The 23,653-nt window shown below is 62.0% G+C and carries 21 protein-coding genes; 19 read left to right on the top strand and 2 right to left on the bottom strand.

Features of this window, described 5'->3' with window-relative positions; all coding sequences use genetic code 11:
• Positions 1-191: 191 nt before the first annotated feature.
• A complete protein-coding gene (locus L9059_RS26345) occupies positions 192-1,379 on the bottom strand; it encodes a type II secretion system F family protein (RefSeq protein ID WP_247293815.1) in 1,188 nt (395 codons plus the stop codon).
• A 14-nt stretch (positions 1,380-1,393) separates the two neighbouring features.
• Entirely contained in the window at positions 1,394-1,843 is a 450-nt protein-coding gene (gene gspG, locus L9059_RS26340; protein ID WP_247293814.1) for a type II secretion system major pseudopilin GspG, read from the bottom strand.
• A gap of 195 nt (positions 1,844-2,038) precedes the next feature.
• Between gspG and L9059_RS26335 the strand changes: the two genes are divergently transcribed.
• From L9059_RS26335 to L9059_RS26245, 19 genes are all read left to right on the top strand, one after another.
• The gene (locus tag L9059_RS26335; protein ID WP_247293817.1) at positions 2,039-2,647 is read left to right on the top strand and encodes a lytic transglycosylase domain-containing protein; all 609 of its coding nucleotides are present in this window, start codon (positions 2,039-2,041) and stop codon (positions 2,645-2,647) included.
• 205 nt (positions 2,648-2,852) lie between these two features.
• On the top strand, positions 2,853-8,678 hold the full coding sequence (gene mnxG, locus L9059_RS26330; RefSeq protein WP_247293813.1) for a manganese-oxidizing multicopper oxidase MnxG: 5,826 nt from the start codon (positions 2,853-2,855) through the stop codon (positions 8,676-8,678).
• 181 nt (positions 8,679-8,859) lie between these two features.
• Positions 8,860-10,890 (top strand): YncE family protein, encoded by a 2,031-nt coding sequence (locus L9059_RS26325; RefSeq protein WP_247293812.1) that lies wholly within the window; start codon positions 8,860-8,862, stop codon positions 10,888-10,890.
• Between the two features lie 13 nt (positions 10,891-10,903).
• Positions 10,904-11,560 carry an SCO family protein gene (locus L9059_RS26320; RefSeq protein ID WP_247293811.1) on the top strand — a complete coding sequence of 219 codons (657 nt, stop codon included), beginning with the start codon at positions 10,904-10,906 and terminating at the stop codon, positions 11,558-11,560.
• Positions 11,557-12,177, top strand: a complete 621-nt coding sequence (locus L9059_RS26315) for an SCO family protein (RefSeq protein ID WP_247293809.1) — start codon at positions 11,557-11,559, stop codon at positions 12,175-12,177. The genes L9059_RS26320 and L9059_RS26315 overlap by 4 nt, the downstream gene beginning before the upstream one ends.
• Before the next feature lie 9 nt (positions 12,178-12,186).
• Positions 12,187-13,737, top strand: a complete 1,551-nt coding sequence (locus L9059_RS26310) for a cytochrome c/ABC transporter substrate-binding protein (protein ID WP_247293807.1) — start codon at positions 12,187-12,189, stop codon at positions 13,735-13,737.
• A 13-nt stretch (positions 13,738-13,750) separates the two neighbouring features.
• Positions 13,751-14,704: a peptidylprolyl isomerase gene (locus L9059_RS26305; protein WP_247293805.1), complete on the top strand. Its 954-nt coding sequence runs from the start codon at positions 13,751-13,753 to the stop codon at positions 14,702-14,704.
• Between the two features lie 232 nt (positions 14,705-14,936).
• A complete protein-coding gene (locus L9059_RS26300) occupies positions 14,937-15,455 on the top strand; it encodes a response regulator (RefSeq protein WP_247293804.1) in 519 nt (172 codons plus the stop codon).
• An 82-nt stretch (positions 15,456-15,537) separates the two neighbouring features.
• Positions 15,538-17,244, top strand: a complete 1,707-nt coding sequence (locus L9059_RS26295) for a GspE/PulE family protein (protein ID WP_247293802.1) — start codon at positions 15,538-15,540, stop codon at positions 17,242-17,244.
• Positions 17,225-18,028: a hypothetical protein gene (locus L9059_RS26290; protein WP_247293800.1), complete on the top strand. Its 804-nt coding sequence runs from the start codon at positions 17,225-17,227 to the stop codon at positions 18,026-18,028. Before L9059_RS26295 ends, L9059_RS26290 begins: the two co-directional genes overlap by 20 nt.
• A gap of 1 nt (position 18,029) precedes the next feature.
• Entirely contained in the window at positions 18,030-18,575 is a 546-nt protein-coding gene (locus L9059_RS26285) for a PilN domain-containing protein (RefSeq protein WP_247293798.1), read from the top strand.
• Positions 18,562-19,110, top strand: coding sequence for a GspMb/PilO family protein (locus L9059_RS26280; protein WP_247293797.1), 549 nt, complete (start codon positions 18,562-18,564; stop codon positions 19,108-19,110). The genes L9059_RS26285 and L9059_RS26280 overlap by 14 nt, the downstream gene beginning before the upstream one ends.
• The gene (locus L9059_RS26275; protein WP_247293796.1) at positions 19,110-19,628 is read left to right on the top strand and encodes a hypothetical protein; all 519 of its coding nucleotides are present in this window, start codon (positions 19,110-19,112) and stop codon (positions 19,626-19,628) included. Before L9059_RS26280 ends, L9059_RS26275 begins: the two co-directional genes overlap by 1 nt.
• A complete protein-coding gene (locus tag L9059_RS26270; protein ID WP_247293795.1) occupies positions 19,625-21,460 on the top strand; it encodes a type II secretion system protein GspD in 1,836 nt (611 codons plus the stop codon). Before L9059_RS26275 ends, L9059_RS26270 begins: the two co-directional genes overlap by 4 nt.
• A 2-nt stretch (positions 21,461-21,462) precedes the next feature.
• Complete coding sequence (locus L9059_RS26265; protein ID WP_247293794.1) at positions 21,463-21,936, top strand: type II secretion system protein; 474 nt, start codon at positions 21,463-21,465, stop codon at positions 21,934-21,936.
• A gap of 4 nt (positions 21,937-21,940) precedes the next feature.
• Positions 21,941-22,315, top strand: coding sequence for a type II secretion system protein (locus tag L9059_RS26260; RefSeq protein WP_247293793.1), 375 nt, complete (start codon positions 21,941-21,943; stop codon positions 22,313-22,315).
• Positions 22,290-22,829, top strand: a complete 540-nt coding sequence (locus tag L9059_RS26255) for a type II secretion system protein (RefSeq protein WP_247293792.1) — start codon at positions 22,290-22,292, stop codon at positions 22,827-22,829. The genes L9059_RS26260 and L9059_RS26255 overlap by 26 nt, the downstream gene beginning before the upstream one ends.
• Positions 22,826-23,218, top strand: a complete 393-nt coding sequence (gene csgE / locus L9059_RS26250; protein WP_247293791.1) for a curli production assembly/transport protein CsgE — start codon at positions 22,826-22,828, stop codon at positions 23,216-23,218. The genes L9059_RS26255 and csgE overlap by 4 nt, the downstream gene beginning before the upstream one ends.
• Positions 23,215-23,649, top strand: a complete 435-nt coding sequence (locus L9059_RS26245) for a curli assembly protein CsgF (protein ID WP_247293790.1) — start codon at positions 23,215-23,217, stop codon at positions 23,647-23,649. Before csgE ends, L9059_RS26245 begins: the two co-directional genes overlap by 4 nt.
• Positions 23,650-23,653 lie beyond the last annotated feature (4 nt).

Raw genomic sequence — 23,653 nt, 5'->3', positions numbered from 1 at the left:
CTACCGCCACCGCCACCCCCACCCCCACTACCTCCGCCGCCGCCACCACCACCGTCTTTCGCCTGAGCGCTCGACATCCCGGAAAGACTGTCCGGAACCCATACCGTAGATGCCGACAGAACTACGCCAATAGCCACTGCGAGCAAAAGCTTCTTCATGTGCATATCGATCTCCGCCTTATTGTGGGTGTATCAGTGAATACTCGAGGCCAGTTCGAAGATAGGGATGTACATCAGGATCACGATCACCCCGATCAACAGGCCAATAAACGTCATCAACAGCGGTTCGAACAACCGCACGAACCATTCGATCCAGCGGCTGATTTCTTCGTCATAGAAGTCGGCGCTGCGTTCCATCATCTGCCCGAGGTTGCCGGACTGTTCGCCTGCACGCAGCAAGCGCAGGGACACGGGAGTCACCAGGTGATTGAGTTCCAGCGCGGCGGACAGCGATTGCCCCTCGCGCACCCGCTCGCATGCCTGGTCCAGGCGCACGCGCGAAGGCACGGTGAGCAGGCCGCGGACCATGCCCATGGCCGTGACCAGCGGGATACCGCCCTGCAGCAGGATGCCCAGGGAGCGGTAGAAACGCGCCAGTTCGTACATGAAAATCCGTTGATGCACCGCCGGCAGTCTTTCGATCACCCGGTCGACGCCACGGCGAAAGGCCGGCTGGCGCTGGAGAAAGGCGAGGGCAACGACAATGGCCACCAGGGCGCCGAAGAATTCACCCTGGTGAGCATGCAGGAACATCCCGCAGCTCATCAGGACCTGGGACAACCACGGCAGGTTCGACCCCAGCCCCTCGAACACCAGGCTGAAGCGCGGCACCACGTAGCCCATCAGGAATAACACCACGCCACCGCCCACCACCAGCAACAGCATCGGGTAGATCGAAGCGCTGACGATCTTCTGGCGAACCTCATCCATGCGCTGGCGATAGCTGACATAACGACCAAGGGCATCGCCCACGGCGCCGGTTTTCTCGCTGGACTGTACCAAGGCTACATAGAGAGGCGGGAAAACCGCCGACAACTGGCCCAATGCCTGGGAGAAAGATTTGCCTTCGTACAGCAAACGCACCAGCTCACTCAGGGTTTTGCGGGCCTGGGGTGCGTTTTCTTTTTCCGCCAGGCTCTCCAGCGCATCGATCAACGGCAGGCCGGCATTGAGCAACGTGGTCAGCTCCTGGCTGAACAACACCAGGTTGAAAGTCTCGCGCTTTTGCAGGCGCAACGCTTGCCATCGTCGGTCGGCCTGCAGGCTGACGACACGCAAGCCCTGGTCCTCGACCATGCGCCGCGCCTCGCTGTCGCCCTGGGCTTCGACGGTCACCGACACGACGCCGGCCTTGCCCACTGCCTTGAGATGAAACCGCATGGTCGCCGCTCCTGTCATTGCCAACTGGTGACTTCGGCGTTTTCGCCTTCGCCACCGGGTTGGCCATCCTTGCCCATGGACAGCAGGTCGTACTCGCCGTTTTCACCGGGGTAGCGGTAGTTGTAATTACGGCCCCACGGATCCTGGGGTAGTTTTTTCTGCAGGTAGGGGCCGGTCCAGCGGGTTTCATCGCTGGGCGCGGTGACCAGCGCCTGCAAGCCTTGTTCGGTCGAGGGGTAATGGCCGACCTCCAGGCGGTACAAGTCCAGCGCCTTGCCCAGGCCTTCGATTTGCGCCTTGGCCACTTTCACTTCCGAGCGGCCGAGTTGGGCAAAGTACTTTGGCGCGACGATGCCGGCCAACAGACCGAGCACCACCAGCACCACCAGCAATTCGAGCAGGGTGAACCCGCTTTGAGCCCGCCGGGTACAGCTACGCGCAGTACAACACTGACGCTGATTCATGATGACCTCACACATAGACGGAAGGGTCGCGGGAAAGGCTAATGCAATTGTCATGCACATGCCCCGGCATTGCTCTGCAACCCCTGTATCACGGGCCTCGGCACTTGCGGCACGGTGCTTGCGTACGGCTGGTTCACGACTTGTCATTGGGGCATTACCCCCATTTTTCGGGGCAGGTCAGGGGAGGCACCAATGATCAAGTCATTCACTGCGGGACTGCTGGGCGGGTTGTTGCTGGCCGGGGTCGCGCACGCCGATGTGTTCATTTCCGTCGACGCCAAGGGCAGCTACGTTCTGTCCAATGTCCACCGTCCCGGCCGCCACTATGAACGGGTGATCCGTGAGCCTGAGGTGGCCCAGGTCAGCCTCGACCAGCAGCCGCAGATGATTGCCGCGCGGCCCTATGCCGAGCTGGTGTCGGCAGCGGCCACGGCCAACCAGTTACCGGCGGCGCTGTTGCATGCGGTGATCCAGGCCGAGTCCAGCTACAACTCCGGCGCCACCTCGCCCAAAGGCGCAGGGGGGTTGATGCAGTTGATGCCCGACACCGCGCGGGAAATGGGGGTCACGGATGTTTATGACCCGAAGGCCAACATCCAGGGCGGGGCCAAATACCTCAAGCGCCTGATGACGCTGTTTGACAACGACATTGCCCTCGCCGTGGCGGCCTACAACGCCGGGCCGCAGGCGGTGATCAGCCGTGGCGGAGTGATCCCGCCGTTCGCCGAAACCCAGCGCTATGTGCCCAGCGTCCTGCGCCAATACCGGCGTCTGCAGGGCTTGGACGCTGATTCGCCGCTGTGACCGGGGAATTCCCCAATTGTGGGGGAAGCCGGCAGGCATCGGTTAACCCGCAAACTGGGGAATGGGTGGGGGATTTCCCCCGACTTATCAAATCGTTTAGGTAACCGTTTGAAAAATAAGGAAAAAGGTTTATGGCATGGCGATTGCTGAAGTGATTTTTGTCGAGACGTATTTCCAATGAGCACACAAATCGAGGCCCGTGATCATGACCGGCAAACCCAACGCTCATCACCTGCTTAATCTGCTGCTGTTTCTGGTGCCGATGTTCGGCCTGGAAATGGCCCAGGCCGCCCTGCGCTGCGAGCGCAATCTGGTGGCAAACGTCGTGGCGCTGGACCAGCCGCTGATGTTCAACCGACTAGGCGCACAGAACGTCAACGGCATGATGTTCGCCCTGCGCCGCGATGTGGTCGACGACCACAACAGGTCACTGGCACAGGGTGGTACGGCGGTGCCGGGCAAGGTCTCGCTACGACCCGACAAGCGTCCGCGCCCCCTGGTGCTGCGCGTTGCGGCCGGGGATTGTCTGACCATTAACCTGCAGAACTTGCTGGCATATCAAGCCAACCCCGGCAGCCATGACAGCGGGGAAGAAGGCGAAATCGAAGGCGAAGTGCAGATCGGTGCAGTCGATCACTTCAAGGTCGATGAACAGGTCACTGACCGCCATATCGGATTCCAGGTCAACGGCATGCAGGCGGTCAACAGCATTGACGATATTTCCTCCTACACCGGACGCAACGCCAACACCCTGATCTCCCCCGGCGCGAGCCGCTCCTATACCTTGTATGCCGAACGCGAAGGCGCCTTCGCCGCCAGCAGCCGTGGCGCAACCTTCGGAGGCGAAGGCGCTGCAGGTAACGTCGCCAACGGCCTGTTCGGCGAAGTAGTGGTAGTGCCCAAGGGCGGCCGCACCTATCGCAACACCGTGACTGAAGAAGAGATGCGCCTGGCCAGCACCGGGCGTACCCCGACGGGTCAGCCGATCGTCGACTATCAGGCGCGATACCCACAGCGCCAGCCGTGGATCCGTGAAGGCAAGGCCGGCACGCCGATCATCAACATGGTCGACGGCAGCGAAATCATTTCCAGCGAGAGTGACGCGATCGTCATGGGCAGCAACGCCGACGGCAGCTTCGCGCCTTCGACCTACCCGCTGGAAACCATTGGCAAGCGCAACCCGGCACTGCCCAATCGGCTTGAACCGTTCCGCGATTTCGCCTCCCAATTCCAGGATGAAACCGCTGCAACCCAGGCATTCCCTGCTTATTGGGCAGACCCGGTGATGGCCCACGTGCTGGAACCGACCCGCGATGCGTTCATGATCAACTATGGCTCTGGCGGCATGGGTGCCGAAGTGGTCGCCAATCGCCTGGGCGTCGGGCCGATGCACGATTGCCTGTCCTGCGCCTACGAAGAGTTCTTCCTCAGCTCGCACACCGTTGGCGACGTGGCGATGTTGGTGGATGTGCCGGCCAACGCCGGCCTGGAAAATATTCGTCCCGGTGAAACCCCGCGCGCCGACCAGATCGGGGTCAAGGCCACCATGGCGCTGTATCCGTCGGAGCCGTCCAACGTCAACCACAGTTACATCGGCGACTTCGTGAAATTCCGCAATACTCACAACGGTCACGAGCAGCACATTTTCCACCTGCACGGGCACCAGTGGCTGTTCAACCCCAACGACGATAACTCCGACTATGTGGATGCCCAAGGCATCGGTCCGGGCGCCGGCTACACCTATGAAATCGCCAACGGTGGTTCTGGCAACCGCAACCGCGTGGCCGGTGATGCTATCTATCACTGCCACTTCTACCCGCACTTCGCCCAGGGCATGTGGGCCATGTGGCGGGTGCACGACGTGTTTGAAGAAGGCACCAAACTCGAAGTCTCGCAGCAAGGCGACGACGGTTACCACAGCGAACCTTATGCCCTGCGAAGCGGTAAACCCGCAGCGGGTGCCCGGGCCTTGCCCGATGGCGAGATCATCGCCGGTACCCCGATTCCGGCGATAGTGCCGCTGCCTGGTAAGGCGATGGCGCCGATGCCAGGCAAGGTCGCGGTCGTACCGAAAATCGGTGAAACCCTGGTGGCCGGTCACGACGATGACGATGATGAAGACGACGATGGCGAACACCACGGTGGCAACGGTGGCGCCCAGGCCATCGGTTCGCTGGCCCTGGTGGACCGCAGCGAAGCCAACCGCAATGCCGATGGCAGCCTGAAAAACCCTGGCTATCCATTCTGGATTGGTGGCATGGAAACTTCGGTCGGCCAACGCCCACCGACTCCACCCCTGGACATGCTGGATGCAGCCAAGGCCCAGGCTTTGAAAACCAGCGGCAACGCACTGTGGGCCAACCTCGACCCGGCGCAATCCGGTGGCTGGGATGGCGGCCTGGGCCGGCACTCGCTCGATGGTTTTTCCTCCGGCGGTGAAGCCCGCACCATCACCACCTCGCTGGATTTCTCCAAGGAAGTGACCCGCGCCAAACCCATCTACATGCCGGAAGAGGGTACTGAGGTGGAACAGGCAGCGATGGCCTTCCACGCCAAGAAAGACCACCCAAGCTACGCCTTGCTGCCGGGCAACCAGATCGTGGCGCGGGCCTTCCGCACCAATGGCGCCTTGCCCATTGCCGGCGCGCCTTACTACGAACCTTGCATGGATGACCGGCAAAAACGCCTGACCAGCAGCGCCGGTACTGGCGAGTTTGCCAGCGGCGAACGCATCGACGGCATGTCCTACACCGGTTCGTCGACTTTCACCGCCGACCGTCCACGGGTCTACAAAGCCGCGAACATCCAGTTCGACGCGGTGTACAACAAGGTCGGTTACCACTTCCCGCAAGCGCGTATTCTGGCGCTGTGGGAAGACGCCTGGCCGGTGATCACCAAGCAGCGACCACCAGAGCCACTGGTGATGCGCATGAACACCTTCGACTGCGTGCAATACCAGCAAACCAACCTGGTGCCGGCCACGTATGAGATGGACGACTATCAGGTGCGCACCCCAACCGACGTGATCGGTCAGCATATCCACTTGCCGAAATGGGACCTGACGGCGGCCGACGGCTCGGCCAACGGCTGGAACTATGAAGATGGCGTGCTTTCCCCTGGCGCCGTGCAGGAGCGTATCCACGCTATTCGCGAGTTCAACCAGTGCCAGGGCGCGGATCCACGTGACGGCACGCCGACCTGCCCGAAAGCCAAGAATCACCCGTTCTTCGGTCAATACGGTCGGGCGGACTGGGTCGGCGCACGGACGGCAATGCAACGCTGGTTCGTCGATCCGGTGGTGAATACCAAAGGCGTCGACCGTGGCCTGGGGACCATTTTCACCCACGACCACCTGGGCCCATCAACTCACCAACAGATTGGCCTGTACGCTACCGTGCTGGCTGAACCTGCCGGCTCCACCTGGTTCCACGCCGAGACCGGCGAGCAGCTGTACAGCGGCGCGCGCCAGGACGGCGGGCCAACTTCGTGGCAAGCGGTGGTGTCCACCGGTGACCTGGACGGCGACGGCAAGAACGACAGCTTCCGTGAGTTTTTCCTCGAGTACAGCGACTTCCAGCACGCCTATGAAGCCGGTGTGTACGTGGGTGCCGGACCCAATGGCGTGCCCAACCCGACGGCGTTCCCGGCCACTGCAGACAGCTTCCGCTACGCCATCAACCCGCCTGTGCGTAACAGCGCCAGCAACCTGCTCGACGGCATCATCGAAGTGCAGGGCGGCATGGTACCGGGTTGCCCAAGCCGGCCTTGCCCGCAGGCCATCTCGGTAGATGATCCTGGCATGTTCGTCGTCAACTATCGCAATGAGCCATTGGCGCTGCGAGTCTATGACCCGAACAAACTTGGCCCTGACGGCAAGCGCGGCATGCAGGCGGACGGCCTGGCGGGCGACCTCGCGTACGCCATGCAAAGCCGTACTGACCGTGCCATCGCGGCGATGAACCTGGCGCCTAACCTGGTCACCTCGGCGACCGGCCCGACCGGCGGCACCACGCTGTTCCCACCGCACATCAACCGTGGCGGCGCTGAACCTGGCGACCCGTTCACCCCGATGTTGCGTACCTACACCGGTGACAACGTTAGGCTGCGCCTGCATGCCGGTGGCCACGAGGAGGAGCACAACGTGACCTTGCACGGGGTGAAATGGCTGCAGAGTGGTTCCGGTTTCGGCAACAGCTCCAACTCTGGCTGGCGTGCCTCGCAAATGGTCGGCATCTCCGAGCAGATGGGCTTCAACGCACCGGTTTCGTTGCTCTCCAGTTCGGCAGCGACCACGGGGGACTACCTGTACTCGATGGACGCTTCCATTGAAGGTTACTGGAACGGTATCTGGGGCGTGATGCGCAACTATACGGCCCAGCGCAGCGACCTGTTCGCCTTGCCGAACAATCCGAAACCGGCGGGCATGCGCAACACCGTGGCGTACGAAGGTTCCTGCCCACGGATCAGCGCCAACCCCAATGGCATCGGCACCCGGCCGACCGTGCAACGCAACTATGAAGTGGTCGCGGCGCTGGCCAACGACATCCTGAGCAACCCTTTGAACCTGACCATCGGCGATCCTGCCGGTCTTGGCCAGCACGTCGGCGGGCCGTTGAATCCGGCGGGCGGCACCCTGGTGTTCAACTCACGGACGGTGAATATCCCGCAGGTCACGGTGACCGATCCTGAAGATGGCGAAACCATCACCATCGGCGGGCAAAGCGGACCGCTGCATGATCCGACTGCGATCCTGTACGTGCGTAAGTCCGACCTCGACCCGAACACCGGCAAGCTCAAGTCCGGCGTACCGGTAGAGCCGCTGGTATTACGTGCGGCGGCGGGGGATTGCATCAACGTCACTCTGGAAAACCGCCTGCCGCTGGTCATGCCCGACCTGACCCAGACTGCGGTGATGCAAGGCCTGGTCAAGCGTGATCGCAACAGTGGCCAGGGTTCGACCATCTTCACCAACAACCTGATCCGGCCGTCCAGTCATGTGGGCCTGCATGCCCAGCTATTGTCCTACGACATCACCAAGTCCGACGGCACCAACGTCGGCGCCAACCCGGTCCAGACCGTGCCACCCCGGGTCGGCAATACCGGCGCCTACCCGACTCGTACCTACCAGTACTACGCCGGGCACTTGGAGCGTGAGGGCAAGCCGGTCACGCAACTGGGGCGCAGTGTCGACAACATCAACGCCACGGCGGTGGAGTTCGGCGGCCTGAACATCACCCCGGCGGACGTGATCAAGCAAGGGCAGAAAGGCCTGGGCGGGGCAATGACCATCCTGCCGTTCGGTGCGACTTGGGTCGAGGACGCCCGCAAGACCAACGCCACTGTCACGGCGCCAGGGCAGGCCGTATACCGCGACTTTGCGATGGTCTGGCAGAAAGCCTTGAATATGCGCTGGGCCAACGGCCGGCCGGTGGAAGGTATTGCTGCCGAAGGGTTCGGGGTGCCAAACGATCCGCAGGACAACTCGAGCATGGCCATCAACTACAAGGCAGAGCCGCTGTGGTTCCGCTTTGGGCTGGCACCGGACGCACCTTTCGGTCACGCCGGTGGTGCTGGCTACGGCGACGTGCCCAACGCGCACATGGCCTACAGCAATGCGCTGATCGGCGGCGATCCACAAACGCCGGTGCTCTATGTGAAACCGGGGCAACCGTTCCGTACGCACATCCTGATGCCGAGCGGTGGCAGCCGTGGCTCGACCTTCCAACTGGACGGTCATGTTTGGTCGGTCAACCCCTTCCAGTCGGAGAAGAGTGACACCGGCGGCTACCCGATGAGTACGCCAGGGGTGGGTTCGGTGCGGTTCGGCTACAACCCGATGTCGATGTATATCGGCGCCCGGGAAAGCATCCTGCCGGCCGCGCACTTCAGTTTCATGCACCCGAGCGCCGGGGGCAGCAACGCGATACCGGGTGACTACCTGTACCGCGACTATGGCGCCTACGGCAATACCTCCGGACTCTGGGGATTGCTGCGGGTGACCAACGAACCGGAACCGGCGCCAGCACCGTGAGTGTGAGTCCATGCCAGCAAACTGTGGCGAGGGAGCTTGCTCCCGCTGGGCTGCGAAGCGGCCCCAGGATTGTGCAATCCATGCAGTCTTTGTGAGTGCTGCGCACTCAAGCGGGAGCAAGCTCCCTCGCCACAGGATTTGGAAAGAATAGGCAGGCACAGATCTGTAAGGGGAGAAGGGAATGAACAGGAACATCAAAGTCACCACCGGTGCACTGGTTGTTGGCGCGGCACTGATCGGGCTGGGGCTATGGAAGACGATGCCGTCGACCATGCTCAGCGAAGTCGCGCTGCCAAACACCTGGACTGCCAACGCCAGCTCGCCCACCAAGGCGGCTCAGCCCGCCCGCCAGAAACCGGAAGCGGTAAGCGCCACTGACGCCGGCAGGCAAGTCCTTGAACGCGATGGGGTGTCCGTTGCATTGCAGGTGCGTCCCCTGGCTGCTGACGGTGTACTGCGCGAGGGTGAATTTGCTGACGTGCGGTTCCGGATCACTGACAGCGCTTCCGGCCAACCCCTGGCAGGCGTCGCGCCGGGGGCCTGGCTCGATCTTGAAACCGTGGCCGCTGACAAGGCCCAGGGCCGCGAACAAAGCTGCAAATCCCGGGTCGGGGTGTTCCTCAAATCGAGCATCGGCGCACGGCCCATGCTTGACCTCAACAGCTACTTCCTGCTGGTGATGAACCGCGATGCCAGCGTCACGGTGGTCGATCCCTCGGTCTCGGTGGGGGGTATCACCAGCACCATGGCGCGCGTCGACATCAAGCAACCACCAATGGACTGGATCACCCCGAGGGACAATAAGCGGGTATTCGTCTCGATGCCTACGGCCGGCGAAATCGCCGTGATCGATAGCGAGCAATTCAAATTGATCGATTCGATCGCCGCCGGCAGCAACCCGGTGCGCGTGGCGCTGCAGCCGGATGAACGCCTGCTGTGGGTCGGCAACAACGCTGCGAGCGCCGAAGAGTCGGGAGTGACGGTGATCGACGCAAGCAGTCTAAAACCGCTCAAACACCTGACCACTGGTGCCGGGCACCACGAAATCGCCTTCACCAAGGACAGCCGCCAGGCCTTCGTCAGCAACCGCGATGACGGCACTGTCAGTATCATCGACATCGCCAGCCTGACCCTCAGCAAGCAGCTCAAGACCGGCTCGCACCCGCTGTCCGTGGCCTACTCGCCGCTGTCCCAGGCCGTATATGTCGCTGACGGCAAGGACGGCACGGTAACGGTTATCGACACCGCCAGCCTGGCCGTGCGCCGCGTGATCCAGCTCAAGCAGGGGCTTGGCCCGATGGGGTTCAGCGCCGACGGACGCTTCGCTATCGTGCTCAATACCCTGGAAAACCAGGCCTCGGTCATCGACGCCGCGACCAACTCACTGATCCATGACCTGGACGTTTCTGCCGAACCATTCCAAGTGGTGTTCACCAGGGCTTACGCCTACATCCGTGGCCTGGCCTCGGCCAAGGTCACGATGATCAACCTGTCTTCCCTGGGCGAAGGTCGCAAGCCGATCACCCAGGGCTTTGAAGCCGGCCCCCAGGCGCCTCGCCTGGCGGGCGACCTGCCACTGGCGTCGAGCCTGGCAGTTTCGCGCGATGACAACGCGGTGTTTGTGGTTAACCCGGTGGACAACACCACCTACTTCTACGCCGAAGGCATGAACACCCCGATGTCCGGCTACCCCAATCGCGGGCAGGTGGCGCGTGCGGCGCTGGTTATCGATCGCAGCCTGCGCGAAGTCGAGCCAGGGCTTTATAGCGCGCGCATCAAACTGCCGGTGGCCGGGCGTTTCGACGTGGCGTTTCTGCTCAACCAGCCGAACATCATTCACTGCTTCACCGCGCTGGTGGAACCCAACAGCACTATTGCCCAGCACGCTGGCGTACCCAAAGTGGAATTCATGCTCGATAAATCCACCGCCCAACTCGGCAACCCCTACGTCGTGCGCTTTCGCATCGTCCAGGGCCAGCAGAAGGCCGAGCGCAGCGGGGTCAAGGACGTGAAGGTGCGCTACTTCCGCGCGCCGTCATCGAAGACCCAAACCGTAGCGGCGCTGGAAGTGGGCAACGGCGTATACGAAGCACCGGTGACCCTCGACCAGAGCGGCGCCTGGTATCTGCACGTGCGTGCGGCGTCACTTGGCGCGAGTTTCGACGACAAGACCTTTGCCAGCGTCCGGGTAGTCCCGGGCGCTGCACACTGAAGAGGATAAGGACATGAATCGATTCGTACCCTGCGGACTGCTGACGCTGTGCCTGCTTGCCGCCGGTATCGGCCAGGCCGTGGCCCATTCGGCGGATGAACACGCCGGCCATAACATGCCCGCCAAAAGTGCCACCTCCGAAAGCGCCCAGGTCAAGTTCGCCGACGTCGCCCTGGTGGACCAGACGGGCAAAGCGGTGCGCCTGGAGCAAGACCTGGTGAGCAACAAGATCGTGGTCATGAGTTTCATCTACACCAGTTGCACCACGGTCTGCCCGGTAGTGTCCTCGATCATGGGCAAGGTGCAGAAGCAGCTTGGCGCGCGGGTCGGTGCCGAGGTGCAGCTGGTGTCGATCAGCATTGACCCGCAACGCGACGACCCCAAGCGGCTGAATGATTACGCCCGGTCGTTTCAAAACGGTCCCGGCTGGAGCTGGCTCACCGGTTCTACCCAGTCGATCAACGAAACCCTCAAGGGCCTGGGTACTTTCAATGGTGACTTCAAGAGCCATGCGCCGCTGATTCTGGTGGGCGATGGCAACAGCCGTCACTGGACCCGCTACTACGGGTTTACCGACCCGGCCGTGCTCACCCGCGAAGTGGAAAAACTCAGTGGCCAACGCAATGCTCACGCCAAACACACCGCCATAGCCATGGAGCCGCACCCATGAGGACTTTTGACCGCATCGCCCTGAGCCTGTGCCTGGGCATTTTCAGTTCGCTGGCGCTCGCCCATGAAGGCCACCAGGAACCGGCACCTATCGCCCCCGCTGCGCAACCGGCCGGGGGCACTCGCGACGCAAAAACCTGGTTCACCGACACGCCGTTGCAGGACCAGAATGGACAGACCCTGCGCTTCTACAGCGATGCTTTGCAAAACCGCGTAGTGCTGGTTAACGTGATTTTCACCAGTTGCAATGATGCCTGTCCGCTGATCACCCAAAAGCTCAAGGAAGTTCGCGAAGTGCTGGGCGACAAGGCCGACGGCATTACCTTTATCTCCCTTACCAGTGATCCGCTGCGGGACACCCCGGCGGTACTCAAGGCTTACACCTTGAAACAAGGGGTAGAAGACCCCCACTGGCTTTTTCTGACGGGCGACAAGGCCCAGATGGACCTGGTTCTGGGGCGCATTGGCCAGATCGTGCCCACCCCGGAGCAGCACTCCACGCAACTGATCGTCGGGGACGTGGCCAACAAACGCTGGAGCAAGATCCGCCCAGATGCCCCGGCTGCCGCCATTGCCCAGCGCTTGCAGTTGCTGACAATGCCCGTGGTCGGCCGTTGAGTGCGCGCCATGAAAACGTCCTTCGTCCTCGGCCTACTGTTCCTCTGCAATCTGCACCTCGGCGCCCAGGCGCTGCCGCTGACCCCTAGCGAAAGTGCCGGTAAGCGGTTATATCGCGAGGGGCTTTCGGCCAGTGGCGAGCCAATCATGGCGCGGGTCGGTGCGGCGGGGATGCTGTTGCCCGGCACCAGCCTGCCGTGCGCCAACTGCCATGGCGCCGATGGCGTGGGGCGACCCGAAGGCGGGGTACGACCGCCGGATTTGAGCTGGTCGCGCCTCAGCAGTACCTATGGTCAGCAACAGGTCAACGGCCGCGATTACCCTGCGTATAACGACGGCAGCCTGGCAAAAGCGATTCAGGAAGGTCGCGACCCCGGCGACAATCGACTCGACCCGGCGATGCCCAGATTCGTCCTGTCGATGAACGATCAGCGTAACCTCACCGCCTATCTCAAACGGGTGGCCGAAGACCGCGACCCCGGCCTGGACCCAGCCACCGTAAACCTGGGGACGCTGTTGCCCAGTTCCGGGCCGTTGAGCGAGGAGGGCAACACTGTGGCGGCGGTGCTCAAGGGCAGCGTGGCGCGTATCAATGAAGCGGGCGGTATCCACGGCCGGCAGTTGCGCCTGACCATTGCCGACCCGGGGCCGGACCGCGCCAGTGCCGAGCAGGCGCTAGACCGCTTGATCGACAAGGAACAGGTGTTTGCCCTGATCGCGCCGCTGGTCCCGGCACTGGACGCGGACCTGGCGACTCGTCTGGAACGAGCCGGCGTGCCGCTGATCGGTCCCTTGTCGCTGCTGGGAACGGCTCAGGCGAGCCGGCAGATTTTCGAGCCCTTGCCGGGCTTGCGCGAGCAACTGATCGCCCTGGCCGACTACGCCACCGAGCAGCTTAAAGTGCTGCAGGGGCCAACGCTGGTCATCTACCCGGACGAACCCGGCCAGCGCCTGGCGGCGCAAAACCTGAGCCAGTATTTGCAGGACCACGCCTGGCAGAAAGTGCGCTTGCAAGCCTACGACCCGGCACACGAAGAATTACCCCTGGGCTCGCGTTCGGTGTTTTACCTGGGCAGCGGTAAGGGTTTCAGTCGCCTGGCCGAACGCTTGCAAGTCGCCGGGCAGGTGCCTTATCTATTCGCCACCTCGAACCAGGTGGCGGGGGACCTGCTGCAGGTGCCCAGTGATTTTTCTCGGAGAGTGTTCCTGGCTTACCCGTTTGTACCCAGCGACTGGACGGTGGCCGGACGCCTGGCCCTGACTCAGGTGCGCGCGAATCAGGGCCTGGGTGGCCAGCATGCGGTGCTGCAAGTCGGCGCCTACAGTTCGATGCTGCTACTCAGCGAGGGCCTGAAACATTCCGGGCGCGATACCAGCCGGGAGAAGCTGATCAACGCCCTCGAAGGCCTGCACGATTTCGAAACCGGGCTGACCCCTTTGATCAGCTTTGGCCCTGGCCGCCGCCTGGGCCTGAGCGGTGCCCATGTGGTAACCGTGGACCTGCCTGACCAGCGTTTTTACCTGGTAGCGCCCTATAGACCGATTGCAGCGATGCCCTGACCGGAGACCGATCATGAAACTCAATACCTGGTTGCTCCTGCTGGCCCTGTGGGTGCCGGTAAGTTACGCCAGCAATGGCCCAATTGCGGCGCGGGTCAATGGCGAGGAGATATCCGAGTTTCGCCTGGAACGCTATTTCGCCGAGTTCCTCGAGGATCAGGGGCGAGCATTGGGTAGCATTCGCAACCCCAAAGCCTATAAGCAATTGCGGCAAAAGGCCCTGGATGCCTTGATCGACAAGGAACTGCTGTGGCAGGAAGCCGTCAAGCGCGGCGTGGTGATCAGCGACGCAGAAGTCCAGGGACAGGTCGACCAGGCTCGCCAGGCCATCGGCGGCCCCGAGGTGTTCGCTCGGCGCCTGAACGATGCCGGTTTTGATGAAGCCAGCTTCCTCGAGTACACCCGGCGAGACATGGCTGCGCAGCAGGTGTTTGCCGAACTGACCAAGGTGGCAGCGCCCGACGAGAAAGAGGTACGCGCCTTTTACGAGGAACATCGCAGCGAAATGGGCCGGCCCGAGGAGGTCCAGGCCCTGCATATCCTGGTCAAAGTGCCTGAAGGCGCAGATGCCGCGACAATTGAAGCAGCGCGACTACGCTTAGCAGATATGCGGTTGAAAATCGTTAACGGTGCTAATTTTGCCAGTATCGCCAAAAGTGCTTCAGAAGACGCTACCGCCAGCAGCGGCGGGGACTTGGGGTATTTCCCACGGGGCCGCATGTTCCCTCAATTCGAAGCGGCAGCCTTTGCCATGGCCCCCGGTGAGCTCAGCGAGCCGGTGCGCACCCCAGTGGGCTGGCACCTCATTTATTTACAGAACCGCAGCGAGGCGGCTGATGTCTCAGAAGAACAGGGGCTTGAAATGGTCAGGGCGTACCTTGCCCGGCAGCAACAGGTTGCGATTCGAGGCGAAGTGCTTGCGCAGTTGCGGTCGGGCAATCGAATTGAACGGATTGACGATGATTGAAGTTTGTTCCCCAATAGTGGGGAAAAGCTTCTGGGCGAATCCTCGCGCTTGCCCCGGCTTTGGGGGGCAGTCAGCGGCGGTGTGCTCGGGCGAAAAAAGTTTTTCATGAATATCAACTACATGCAGTGGTGAAAACATCGGTACTCAGTCTGGCATGAAGTGTGCGTTAGCCTGTTTAAGGCGGCACTCTGCCAGGTTCGAGATTCGGGCCTGCGGTTACAAGGAGTCCACCTTGTTAAACAAAGTACTGGTTGTTGAAGACGAACAGCTCCTTGCTCAGAACCTGCAGGATTACCTGCAAGCGCAAGGCCTGGATGTCCGGATAGCACACGAAGGTGCCAAGGCCATCGGCGAAGCCGCTGATTTTGCCCCCGATGTGATTGTGTTTGATTACCGCTTGCCCGATATGGAAGGTTTTGACGTTCTCGAACAAGTCCGCCAGAACAGGAATTGTCATTACGTACTGATTACAGGGCACCCAACCGCTGAAGTCTGTGAGCGGGCCCGGCAACTTGGAGTCAGTCATATCCTGTTCAAGCCGTTCCCGCTGATGGAACTGGCCCGGGCGGTTCGTGACCTTCTGGGGATGGAGCGCAGAGCAAACACGGCTGCAGGATTCGTCGAACGGCGCCAGAGCAAGACCGAAAGTTTCCCGCTGCAGTTGTACGACGGTAGCTGGGTGCTGGTGGATCGGCGAAGAAACTCGAACTCCATGGCACCAGACGACGAACAATTGCTCACCGGGGAGTAATGACGCGACAAGTCGTTCCGGACCCCCGTAACTGCTCGCCGCGTCGACAGGGCTCAAAGCCCCCGGCGTTGGAGAGCATGCCATGGACCGTCTATCCCTAGCCGTAGAACCGGCGCTGTTGGACCCCGTACCGTCGCGTTTTTCCAGTGAACAACTGGCCCAGGCCCGATCCCGCGCAGCCACTTCCGGCGAACGGGTGCTGGAAGCACTGGGGGTGTTGTGTGAACTGGCCCCCATGCCCTTCATCGAATGCCTGGGCACCACCCTGCATTACCCGGTGCTCGACACCGACACGCTGTTCAAGGCCACTCCAGTATTCGACCGGGTCACCTTGGCCCAATGCCTCAAACGCGAATTTATCCTTCTGAGTCATGAAGAGACGGTTATTGGCGTGTTCGCCGACCCCTTCGACAGTGCACGTCTGGCCTGGATCGACGATTGCCTGCACGGTGCGCCCTTGTATCTGGTGCATGCCGATGACCTCAAGGCCTACCTTGCCCGCCACGAGGAAGGCTTTCACGCGGTCGAATCGCTCAATGCCCAGGCCGACGCCGGGGTTGAAATCGACAAGCTGCAAAGCCTGTCTCTGACCAGCATCAGCGAGGACGCCAGCGTTGTGGTCAAGCTGGTCAACTCGACCCTTTACGACGCGTTGAAGATGCACGCCAGCGACATACACCTGGGCACTACCGGCAGCGGCCTGGTGATCAAGTACCGCATCGACGGCGTGCTCAACAACATCAGCAAGATCCAGGGCACCGAGTTCGCCGAGCAGGTGCTCTCCCGGGTCAAGGTCATGGCTGAACTGGACATCGGCGAAAAACGCGTGCCTCAGGATGGCCGTTTCAAGATCGGTATTAGCGGACGCCAGATCGACTTCCGGGTTTCGATCATGCCCAGCATCTTTGGCGAGGACGCGGTGCTACGGGTACTGGACAAACAGGACCTGGCAGACAAGGTCAGTGGCGTGCAGTTGCAGGCCCTGGGCTTTGAAGACGAAACCCTGCGCCAGCTGCGCCGCCTGGCGTCCGAACCCTACGGCATGGTGCTGGTGACCGGTCCCACCGGCAGCGGCAAGACCACCACGCTCTACGCGATGATCACCGAGATCAACCACGGCGTGGACAAGATCATCACCATCGAAGACCCGGTGGAATATCAACTGCCAGGTGTACTGCAGATTCCTGTGAACGAGAAGAAGGGCCTGACCTTTGCCCGGGGCCTGCGCTCGATCCTGCGCCACGACCCGGACAAGATCATGGTCGGTGAAATTCGTGACCCGGACACCGCGCAGATCGCCGTGCAATCGGCACTCACCGGGCACCTGGTGTTCACCACCATCCACGCCAACAACGTGTTCGACGTGATTGGCCGTTTCACCCAGATGGAAATCGATCCCTACAGCCTGGTCTCTGCGCTCAACGCGGTATTGGCCCAGCGGCTGATCCGCCTGGTCTGCACCAGTTGCAGCGCGCCGCATTTTCCCACTGACGACGAGTTGCACCTCTCGGGTCTCGACCCGCAACAGGTGGCCGATTTCCACTTCGTCCACGGCAAGGGCTGCGGCCATTGCCGCGGCACCGGGTATCGCGGGCGTACGGCGATTGCCGAGTTGCTGCACCTGGACGACGAGCTGCGGCAGATGATCGTCGAGCGCCAGCCGATTTCGAAAATCAAGGCCCATGCCTGCAAACGTGGCTTGCGCCTGCTGCGCGAGTCGGCCCTGGAACTGGTGCAGGAAGGGCGGACCACGCTCGAGGAGATCAATCGTGTCACTTTTGTCTCGTGATCGTTTTGTCGCCGTGCTCGGTGCCAGCGGCGTCGGCCTTGGCCGGCGCCAGGGCAGCGATACCCTGTGGCTGGGCAGCGTCGGTTTCATCGACGAAGGCTTCCATGCTTGGGCTGTGGCCCTGGAAACCCTCGACCGCCTGCTGGGCGAACATGCCACTGCCGGTGCGCAGTTGAGTGTGGTCGTCTCGGGACACTTCAGCCGCTTCTGCCTGGTGCCCTGGAGCGATCAGATCAACAGCCCCGAGGAACTGCGTGGCTTCGCTCAACTGTGCTTCGAAGACCTTTACGGCGTACCGACGCAGCCCTGGAACCTGGTGCTGTCGGCCGAGGCAGCGGGTTACGACCGCATTGCCGCCGCGCTGCCACAGGATCTGCTCGAGCGTCTGCGCACGCTGGCCAGCGCCCGGAGCCTGAAACTGCGTTCGGTGCAGCCCTACTTGATGGCTGCCTTCAATCACTTCGACTCGAGCTTCGAGGCCGGCGACTTCCTCTTCGTGGTCGCCGAGCCGGTGCGCAGTGTGTTGCTGGTAGCGCGGGAAGGGCGATGGGCCTCGGTGCGGTCGGTGGGCAGCAGTGACAGCGATGCCGCACTGGCGGCGCTGATCGGTCGCGAAAGCCAACTGCAAGCCTCCACCAGCGACCGTCCGCTGAATGTTTACCTGCATGCGCCCGCACGCATCGACTCGCACCCTGAAGTGCCGGGCGTTCACCTTCGCACCCTTGAAGAGGACCGGACAGCCGTACGCGACAGCCTGTACGTCATGTCCCGGGCGGTGGCCTGAGATGCGCGCCCTGATGCTCGACTTCCAGCCACGCCGTCGTTCCGGTCCTTTGGGCTGGAGCCTGCTTGCCGCAGGCGTGGTGCTGGCGCTGACTTGCGTGGCGGCCAGCCAGCACCTCAGCGACCAATCCAGCCAGCAGCAAGGTCACCTGCAAACGGCCCAGCGGGTGCTCACCGGCGACACCGGGGCCAAGGTCAGTCTGAGCCCGGCGCAAATTCGCGAACAGGCGCAGAACCTCGCCGAGATGCGCAAGGTGTCGCAGCAATTGCGTCGCCCCTGGGAGCACCTGTTCGCCACCCTCGAAAGCATGCCCCGGGACAACATTGCCCTGCTGACCCTGACCCCCGATGCGCGCAAGGGCCAGGTGCGCATCAGCGCTGAAGCTCGGGACCTGGAAGCGATGCTTGATTTTCACCGGCGCCTCGAAGCCAGCGACGAACTGTCCGATGTGTCGTTGCTGAGCCACGAAATCGTCGCCAACGTGCCGGAGCATCCGGTGCAGTTCAACCTGTCGGCTACCTGGGAGATCGGCGATGCAAATCCCTAGATTGATCGTCCACGAATACCTGCAAGGCCTGGGTGTGCCCGGGCTGGCCGGAATCGCCCTGGTGGTGCTGGCGCTGGTGTACGGCCTGGCAGGCTTGCTGCCGGATTGGCAGTCCCTGCAACAGCTCACCCAGCAGACCCGTGAAGCCGGCGAATACCTGGCCAAGGTTGAGGAGGGCAGTGTCGCCGCGCCAGTGGTGCCGCAACGCCAGCTCGACGACTTCCGCAACAAGTTGCCATCCCAACCCCAGGCGACGGTCGCCATCGACAAGATCTACGCGTTGGCCGCCCAGGAACGCATCACCCTGGCGCGCGGAGAATACGCCCTGGGTATCGATCCCAAGACTCACCTGGCGCGCTATCAGATCCTGCTGCCGGTGCGCGGCAGCTATCCGCAACTGCGGCGCTTCCTGCATGCCTTGCTCGGCCAACTGCCGGCAGTGGTGGTAGAGGACGTGGAATTCCAGCGCAAGAAAATCGCCGATACCGACCTGACCGGGCGGATCCGCATGACCCTTTACCTGTCGAGGTCGTGATGAAAAGCCAACGCGTAATGGGCTGGCTGGCGTTTCTCGGGGTTGCCGCCGCGCTCACCTGGGGCAGCGAATTTTTTCAATCGGCAGACGAGGGCGACGACACAGTCGCCGTCGTAGCCAACCCGGCTAAAAGCAAGGTTCGCGGCGCCTTGCCGGCCGCACCCACCGCCGGAAAACCCCGGCAGATCAAGGACCTGAGCCCGGCCGGCGACCTGTTCGCCGCCCGCAGCTGGAAAGCGGCGCCGACCCTCGCCGTCGTCATCGAACAACCTGTCAACTTTACCCCGGTGGTGCAAGCCCCTAGCGCACCGCCCATGCCTTTCCAGTTCGTGGGCAGGCTGGATGACCGTACCGACCTGCAAGTGTTTTTGCAGAACGGCGAAAAAATATACGTCGTGCGCAAAGGGGACGTGATCGACGAAACGTGGCGGATCGAGGGCATTTCCGATGTGGAATTGAGCTTCGTCTACCTGCCTTTGCATTTGTCTCAGACGCTGTCTGTGGGGAGCACGCAATGAACCGATCCCGTTTGCTGATGAGCCTTGTCTGCCTGTGTGCAGGATTGGCCGCGTGCAGTTCCGCGCAGGTAGCCAAGCAGGAGGCGTCCGACCTGATTGAGTCGGGACAGTACGAAGCCGGCCTGGCCCGAATAGAGGAAGGCCTGCGCGAAAATCCGCGTGATACCGAGCTGCGCCTGGCCTTGAACAGCGGCCGCGCCCGGGCGGTGACGGCGCTGTTGACCCAAGCCGACATGGACCGCGTCCAGCGTGATTTCGCGTCTGCGCGCATGGGGTATGGCCGGGTGCTGACCATTGAACCGAACAACCGGCGGGCGCAGGAATCCCTGAGCCAGCTCGAACACATGCGCAGCCAGGATGCAAAACTCGAGCTGGCCCGAGGTGACCTGCGCCGTGGCGACATCTACGCTGCCGACCGCCAGGTCAAGCAAATCCTCGAGCTGGACCCGAAAAACGAAGGCGCCCTGGAGCTGCTAAGCAGCATCCGCCTGGTGCAGAGCCGCAACGTAGTGCAGTACCCACAGCTGCGCACTCGCCTTGATCGGCCGGTGACCCTGGAGTTTCGCGATGCCAACCTCAAGACCATCTTCGAAGTGCTGTCCCAGGTCGCCGGGCTGAATTTTATCTTTGACAAGGACCTGCGTCCGGACATGAAAGCCACTATCTTCGTGCGTGACGTGCGCATCGAAGACGCCGTGGCGCTGCTGCTGCAACAGAACCAGTTGCACCAGAAAGTGGTGAATGAAAACACGCTGTTGATCTACCCGGACTCGCCGCAGAAGCTCAAGGACTATCAAGAGCTGGTGATGCGCACTTTCTACCTGACCAGCATTGACGCCAACACCGCGCTGAACATGATCAAGACCATGCTCAAGACCCGCGACGTGTTCGTTGACGAGCGCCTCAATACCTTGACCATGCGCGACAGCGAAGACGCGATTCGCATGGCCGAAAAACTGCTGCAATCCCAGGACCAGTCCAACCCGGAAGTGGTGCTTGAAGTGGAAGTCATGGAGGTCGCCCGCCAGCGCATTCTCGACCTGGGCCTGCAGTGGCCCAATACTTTTGGCGTGCTCACCAGTGACGGCCAGCCGGTGTCGGTGCTCGACCAGCTCAAGGGCCTGAACTCCAGCCGGATCTCGATCTCGCCTTCGCCCCAGGCCAAGATCAATGCCCAGGACAAGGACATCAACACCCTGGCCAGCCCGGTGATTCGGGTAAGCAACCGCGAGCAGGCACGCATCCACATCGGTCAGCGCGTACCCATCATCAGCGCCACCTCCGTGCCCTCGACCCAAGGCCCGGTGATCACTGAAAGCGTGACCTACCTGGATGTCGGTCTGAAACTCGAAGTGCAGCCGATCGTGCACCTGAACAACGAAGTGGCCATCAAGATCGCCCTGGAAGTCAGCAACGCGACTCCACTGGAGCCGACCCGCCAAGGCACCATTCCGGTTCAGGTCGACACCCGCAATGCCCAGACCACCTTGCGCCTGCACGACGGTGAAACCCAGATCCTCGCCGGGCTGATGCGCAACGACCATGGCAGCAGCGGCAACAAGATCCCCGGCCTTGGCGATATTCCCGGCATCGGCCGCCTGTTTGGCAGCAACCGCGACGACGTCAGCAAATCGGAACTGGTGCTGTCGATCACTCCACGCATCGTGCGCAACCTGCCGTACCAGAGCCCGTCGGACATGGAGTTCCCTACCGGCACGGAAAGCAGCATGCACATCCAGGCCCCGGACCGCTCGATGGACACCGCGATTCGCACTGAAACCATGGGCACGCCGGTGGCTTCCACCACCCGTGTCGTCGTCGAGAAGCCTTGATCATGAACGCCTCGCAACGCGGTTTTACCCTGATCGAAGTCGTGGTGACACTGGCCCTGATCGGCCTGCTGGCCGGCATGGCCGCGCCGCTGACCGAGACGGTGGTGCGCCGGGGCAAAGAGCAGGACCTGCGCACCGCGCTTTACCAGATACGCGATGCCATCGACGCCTACAAGCGCGCGTTCGATGCCGGCTACATCGAGAAGTCACTGAACAGCAGTGGCTACCCACCGAACTTGAAAGTACTGGTGGACGGCGTGCGCGATGTGCGCAGCGCCAAAGGGGCCAAGTTCTACTTTTTACGGCGCATTCCTCACGACCCGTTGGCGTCGGTCAAGCGTGACGACGAGGGCGGTTGGGGTTTGCGCGCCTATGACAGTTCGGCCCAGAACCCGCGTGAAGGGGAGGACGTCTTTGACGTCTACTCCCAGGCTCGCGGCAAGGGGCTCAACGGCATCGCCTATAGGGAGTGGTGAGATCATGCGTCGGCAAAAGGGTTTTACCCTGCTGGAATTGATGGTCGTCATGGCAATCATCGCAACCCTGATGACTATTGCCTTGCCACGTTATTTCAACAGCCTGGAAACGTCGAAAGAGACCACCTTGCGCCAGAGCCTGTCGGCAATGCGCGAAGCGCTGGATCACTACTACGGGGACACCGGACGCTATCCCGACTCCATCGAGCAGATGGTCGAGCTGCGTTACCTGCGCAACCCGCCCATGGACCCGATCACCGAGCGCAAGGATGCCTGGGTCATGGTCGCGCCGCCTGAGGGTGTGGCGGGCGGGGTGGCCGATATCAAGAGTGGAGCCACAGGGAGGGCGCGTGATGGAAGCCTTTATTCCGAGTGGTAGGCCGTCTGTCGAGGGCGGGTTCACCTACCTGGGTGTGCTGTTCCTGATCATGGTCATGGGCATGGGCCTGGCCAGTGCCGGCGAGCTGTGGTCCACCGCTTCGCGGCGTGATCGCGAGAAGCAGTTGCTCTGGGTCGGTACCCAATATGCCCAGGCACTGCGCAGCTATTACCGCAGTTCGCCTGGCCTGGCGCAGTACCCCAAAGAACTCGAAGACCTGTTGGAGGATCAGCGCTTTCCAACGCCCAAACACCATATTCGCCAGCTCTATCCAGACCCGATCGGCGGCGGTGAGTGGAGCCTGCAAAGGGGCTTTGACGGACGCATCACTGGCCTCAGCAGCCCGTCCACCGACAAGCCGCTCAAACAGGTGGACTTTCCCAGCCAGTGGTCGGACTTCACCGGCATGGCCAGTTACCAGGACTGGCAGTTCGTTGCCGAGAAAGCCTTCCTTGACGGCGCGTCGGGCCCGGCGAAAGGTCAGCCCACCGCACCCCAGGGGTTACGGCCATGAACCGCCAATGGCTGGCCGCCATGGCCCTGGTGCTGGTACTGCCTTTCGCCTCGGCCGGGGAAGAGGACGAAATGATGGGGTTCATCGTCGATGACACGATCTCGCACATCGGCCACGAATTTTACTACTCGTTCAGTGAACGCCTGCGAGCCACCAGCCCGATGGATTTCAACCTGGTGGTACGCGAACGACCTTCGGCACGCTGGGGCAGCCTGGTGACCGTGGAATACCAACAGAGACTGGTTTACCGGCGCTTTCTACCGCCGAACACCGTGGAGCTCAAGGACGAGGCTTATGACGCCGCCGACTGGGTTCGCGGACAGATTGTCCGGCGCAAGCTGGAAGCCTTGTTGCAAGACACCACGGACCTTGAGAGGGACGAATTATGAAGACGACACTGTTTTCGCCGCGCAGCGGCCTCGCATGGGCAGGCATGTGGCTGCTTGGGATCACCAGTTGTGGTGTGGTCCAGGCCACGGAGCTGGTGTACACACCGGTCAACCCCTCGTTCGGCGGCAATCCGTTGAACGGCACCTGGCTGCTCAACAATGCCCAGGCGCAGAACGACTACGACGACCCCGACCTGAAGGATCGCACCTCGATCGCCGGCACCTCGGCCCTCGAACGATTCAGCAGCCAGTTGCAATCGCGCCTGCTGGGGCAGTTGCTGGACAACATCTCCACCGGTAACACGGGGAGCCTGTCCACCGATGCGTTCATCGTCAACGTCATCGACGACTCGGGCGCACTGACGATTCAAGTGACGGACCGAGCGACCGGTGAAATTTCGGAAATCCTGGTGAACGGCCTGGCTCCTTGAGCCA

The organism is Pseudomonas violetae (assembly GCF_023072615.1).
Classification (GTDB): domain Bacteria; phylum Pseudomonadota; class Gammaproteobacteria; order Pseudomonadales; family Pseudomonadaceae; genus Aquipseudomonas; species Aquipseudomonas violetae.
This window is presented reverse-complemented; position numbering and strand designations above follow the sequence as displayed.

Coding starts and splice junctions, on each gene's coding strand:
- L9059_RS26345 (WP_247293815.1), bottom strand. CDS start 1,379: ATGCGGTTTCATCTCAAGGCAGTGGGCAAGGCCGGCGTCGTGTCGGTG.
- gspG (WP_247293814.1), bottom strand. CDS start 1,843: ATGAATCAGCGTCAGTGTTGTACTGCGCGTAGCTGTACCCGGCGGGCT.
- mnxG (WP_247293813.1), top strand. CDS start 2,853: ATGACCGGCAAACCCAACGCTCATCACCTGCTTAATCTGCTGCTGTTT.
- L9059_RS26325 (WP_247293812.1), top strand. CDS start 8,860: ATGAACAGGAACATCAAAGTCACCACCGGTGCACTGGTTGTTGGCGCG.
- L9059_RS26320 (WP_247293811.1), top strand. CDS start 10,904: ATGAATCGATTCGTACCCTGCGGACTGCTGACGCTGTGCCTGCTTGCC.
- L9059_RS26315 (WP_247293809.1), top strand. CDS start 11,557: ATGAGGACTTTTGACCGCATCGCCCTGAGCCTGTGCCTGGGCATTTTC.
- L9059_RS26310 (WP_247293807.1), top strand. CDS start 12,187: ATGAAAACGTCCTTCGTCCTCGGCCTACTGTTCCTCTGCAATCTGCAC.
- L9059_RS26305 (WP_247293805.1), top strand. CDS start 13,751: ATGAAACTCAATACCTGGTTGCTCCTGCTGGCCCTGTGGGTGCCGGTA.
- L9059_RS26295 (WP_247293802.1), top strand. CDS start 15,538: ATGGACCGTCTATCCCTAGCCGTAGAACCGGCGCTGTTGGACCCCGTA.
- L9059_RS26285 (WP_247293798.1), top strand. CDS start 18,030: ATGCGCGCCCTGATGCTCGACTTCCAGCCACGCCGTCGTTCCGGTCCT.
- L9059_RS26280 (WP_247293797.1), top strand. CDS start 18,562: ATGCAAATCCCTAGATTGATCGTCCACGAATACCTGCAAGGCCTGGGT.
- L9059_RS26275 (WP_247293796.1), top strand. CDS start 19,110: ATGAAAAGCCAACGCGTAATGGGCTGGCTGGCGTTTCTCGGGGTTGCC.
- L9059_RS26270 (WP_247293795.1), top strand. CDS start 19,625: ATGAACCGATCCCGTTTGCTGATGAGCCTTGTCTGCCTGTGTGCAGGA.
- L9059_RS26265 (WP_247293794.1), top strand. CDS start 21,463: ATGAACGCCTCGCAACGCGGTTTTACCCTGATCGAAGTCGTGGTGACA.
- L9059_RS26260 (WP_247293793.1), top strand. CDS start 21,941: ATGCGTCGGCAAAAGGGTTTTACCCTGCTGGAATTGATGGTCGTCATG.
- L9059_RS26255 (WP_247293792.1), top strand. CDS start 22,290: ATGGAAGCCTTTATTCCGAGTGGTAGGCCGTCTGTCGAGGGCGGGTTC.
- csgE (WP_247293791.1), top strand. CDS start 22,826: ATGAACCGCCAATGGCTGGCCGCCATGGCCCTGGTGCTGGTACTGCCT.
- L9059_RS26245 (WP_247293790.1), top strand. CDS start 23,215: ATGAAGACGACACTGTTTTCGCCGCGCAGCGGCCTCGCATGGGCAGGC.